This window comes from Burkholderia sp. Ac-20379 (genome assembly GCF_017104645.1).
Lineage (GTDB): Bacteria > Pseudomonadota > Gammaproteobacteria > Burkholderiales > Burkholderiaceae > Burkholderia.
The window spans coordinates 1-2,579 of the sequence record NZ_JAAGPF010000554.1 but is presented as its reverse complement, the minus strand read 5'-3'; the positions used below and the strand labels follow the sequence as shown (position 1 = coordinate 2,579).

Here is a 2,579-nt window from a genome sequence, read left to right as displayed (position 1 = left end):
TGATGGTGGCGCAGCGCGCGGACGATCCGGCGCGGCTCGAGCGGCGCGAGACGCTTGGCGGCGCGGGTCAGGCGGGAGGTGAGGCTGAAGGACATGACGATGTGACTTGGCTCGTAAAGGGCCGGATCGGCGACCTCTTCGGGTGGCCGGATTCCGACGCCTGAGTAAAAGTGGCCCCTGGCGACATACCGCTGCATGGTAGCGGATGCAAAAAAAGACCGCGCCGGTCGAAATGACAGGCGGCGACAGGCTACCGGCGCTTCGTGACGCCAGGAAGTCGGGCAATCCCGATGCCGCTCCGGGCGGCTCCGGACGCCGTTTGCGGGGTTAGTCCGCGCGGACGGCGCGACAGTTCCGCGGCGCGTGCGCAAAAAGGGCCAGGCGCGGCCCGGGGCCGGGTTCCGCCGGATCGTGCGCCGTCATACAATCATCGATTCATAAAAACGACACCGAGTCGACCATGTCTTCACAGCAGTCCGAGATGATTCGCGCGCAAATCGCCGAGTTGCGCGAGCACGGTTATGTGATCGCCCGCGGGCTGGTCGCGCCGGAAACCTGTGCGGCGCTGAAGGCCGAGGCCGAGCGCCAGTTGCAGGAGGCGGCCGAGCCGCTCGAATTCGAGGCCGACCTGCGTTACCCGGGCGCGCCCGAATCGAAGGACGCGCCGGGCGGCAAGACGGTGCGCCGCCTGCTCGATGCGCACGGCCGCTCGCCGGCGTTCGCCGCGCGCGCCACGGCGCCCGAGATCGCGGCCTGGATGCAGGCGTATTTCGGCGAAACGGCGCTGCTCTCGCGCGTGCATCACAACTGCATGATGACCAAGCATCCGATGTACGGCAGCCTGACCGGCTGGCATCGCGATTTCCGCTACTGGGCGTTCGAGCGGGCCGATCTGGTGTCGGTCTGGCTCGCGGTGGGCGCCGAGACCAACGAGAACGGCGCGCTCTGGCTCGTGCCCGGCTCGCATACGGCCGCGTTCGGCGCCGAGGCATTCGACGACGCGAAGTTCTTCCGCGGCGATCTGCCCGCCAACCGCGCGATGATCGACCGCGCCGTGTGCCCCGAACTGCAACCGGGCGACGTGGTGTTCTTCCACTGCAATACGCTGCATTCGGCCGGGCAGAACCGCAGCGATCGCGTGAAGTTCTCGCTCGTCTACACCTATCACGGCGAGAGCAACCGGCCGCTGCCGGGATCGCGCTCGGCGTCGAAGCCGGACGTCAAACTGTGAGTCGAGCGATTGCGCGCCCATGAAAAAAGCAGCCGTCCAGGCTGCTTTTTTCATGGTGCGGCGTGCGGTGGCGGGCTCAGCGCCGGCCGCCCGGCATCGCCAGGCCGATCAGCCCGGCCAGCGTCGCCACGGCGCCGCCCGCCACGAGCAGGATCGTCTTGGTGGCCGGCGAGCCGGTGAACAGGCGTGACATGCTGTCGTTGAACGAATGGAAGGACTGGCCGCCGAAATACAGCAGCACGAGGCCGCCGACAATCAAGGCAACCGAGATCGCTCGGGTCATGGATTTCCTCGCAGGATGCATCGTCTGGACGCCGCAGTGTAGCGTAGCGGCACCGCGATGCACGAGGCCACGCCGGCCCGGCGTGGCGGACGCAATGGCGAAGCGGGAAAACACGAGGGCAGCGACGGCGCGTTGCCGGAGCCGCGCGCCGTCGAGGCGGGATGTGCCGCGGGGCTAGATCAGCGCGGGCAAGCCCTCTACCAGCAGCAGCGCGACGCCCACGCCGAGCATCGCGCCGAGCACGCGCAGCATGTTGTGCCGGACGTGATGCGTGCCGCAGGGCACCGCGCCAAGGAAGAGTGCGCCGGCGAGCGCCATCGGAATCAGCAGGATGAAATCGCCAATGGTGAAGTAGCCCATGATTGTCTCCCTCCTCGATCGATCCGCTCATCGTGATGCGGGCGGTTGATTCGAGTATAGGCAAGGAAAACGCACATTTCGCATTCCCGATTGTTACCGATTCGAAGAAAGACTTCCCGGCGCACAGGCACGCCTGCAATCCTATCGTTCGCTTTCCGAAACATTACGGAACGCCTTCTTTTGCGGCGCCGCACGATCGGGTGCGTGACGAAACACCAGCGCCAGGCCGGCCAGGATCGCGGCCATCCCGGCGATTTCGAGCCGGCCCGGCAGGTTGCCGAAGCCGATCGCATCCATCAGCGTGGTGATCACCGGCACGAGGTAGAACAGGCTCGTCACATTGACGGCGTCGCCGTCGCGCATCAGCCGGTAGAACAGCATCTGCCCGGCCACCGAGATCACGATGCCAAGCCACAGCACCGCGACGGCGAACGGCCAGCCGGCCTCGAACGCGAGCGCGCCGGCCGGCGCGAACGGCACGCAGGCGAGGCTCATGGCGAGACCGACGGCGTTCTGCAGCGCGAGGCCGTCGGCCGGCGCGACGCCGCTGTGCTTCTGCAGCAGCGCGCCGGTCGTGATCGCGACGAGCGCCGCGAGCGCGAGCGCCGCGCCGGCCAGCGATACGCCGCCGCCGTCGAGGCCGTGCCAGACCACCAGCGCCAGCCCGGTCAGTGCGAGCAGCAGCCCGGCCAGACGCGGCGCGGA

General features: G+C 67.9%; 4 protein-coding genes. 1 reads left to right on the top strand and 3 read right to left on the bottom strand.

Features of this window, described 5'->3' with window-relative positions; translation table 11 throughout:
* The first annotated feature begins 460 nt into the window (after window positions 1-460).
* A complete protein-coding gene (locus tag G3N92_RS32640; protein WP_206131650.1) occupies window positions 461-1,231 on the top strand; it encodes a phytanoyl-CoA dioxygenase family protein in 771 nt (256 codons plus the stop codon).
* A 76-nt stretch (window positions 1,232-1,307) separates the two neighbouring features.
* Here the strand turns inward: G3N92_RS32640 and G3N92_RS32635 are convergent, their stop codons facing one another.
* From G3N92_RS32635 to G3N92_RS32625, 3 genes are all read right to left on the bottom strand, one after another.
* Window positions 1,308-1,514: a DUF3185 family protein gene (locus tag G3N92_RS32635; protein ID WP_206131649.1), complete on the bottom strand. Its 207-nt coding sequence runs from the start codon at window positions 1,512-1,514 to the stop codon at window positions 1,308-1,310.
* A 174-nt stretch (window positions 1,515-1,688) separates the two neighbouring features.
* Entirely contained in the window at window positions 1,689-1,877 is a 189-nt protein-coding gene (locus G3N92_RS32630) for a hypothetical protein (protein ID WP_206131651.1), read from the bottom strand.
* Window positions 1,878-2,015: 138 nt separating this feature from the next.
* On the bottom strand, window positions 2,016-2,579 hold a 564-nt coding region (locus G3N92_RS32625), incomplete at its 5' end, for a DMT family transporter (protein ID WP_206131648.1).

What these genes read in the sequence shown, in the direction of transcription:
- G3N92_RS32640 (WP_206131650.1), top strand. Translation starts at nt 461, where the DNA reads ATGTCTTCACAGCAGTCCGAGATGATTCGCGCGCAAATCGCCGAGTTG.
- G3N92_RS32635 (WP_206131649.1), bottom strand. Translation starts at nt 1,514, where the DNA reads ATGACCCGAGCGATCTCGGTTGCCTTGATTGTCGGCGGCCTCGTGCTG.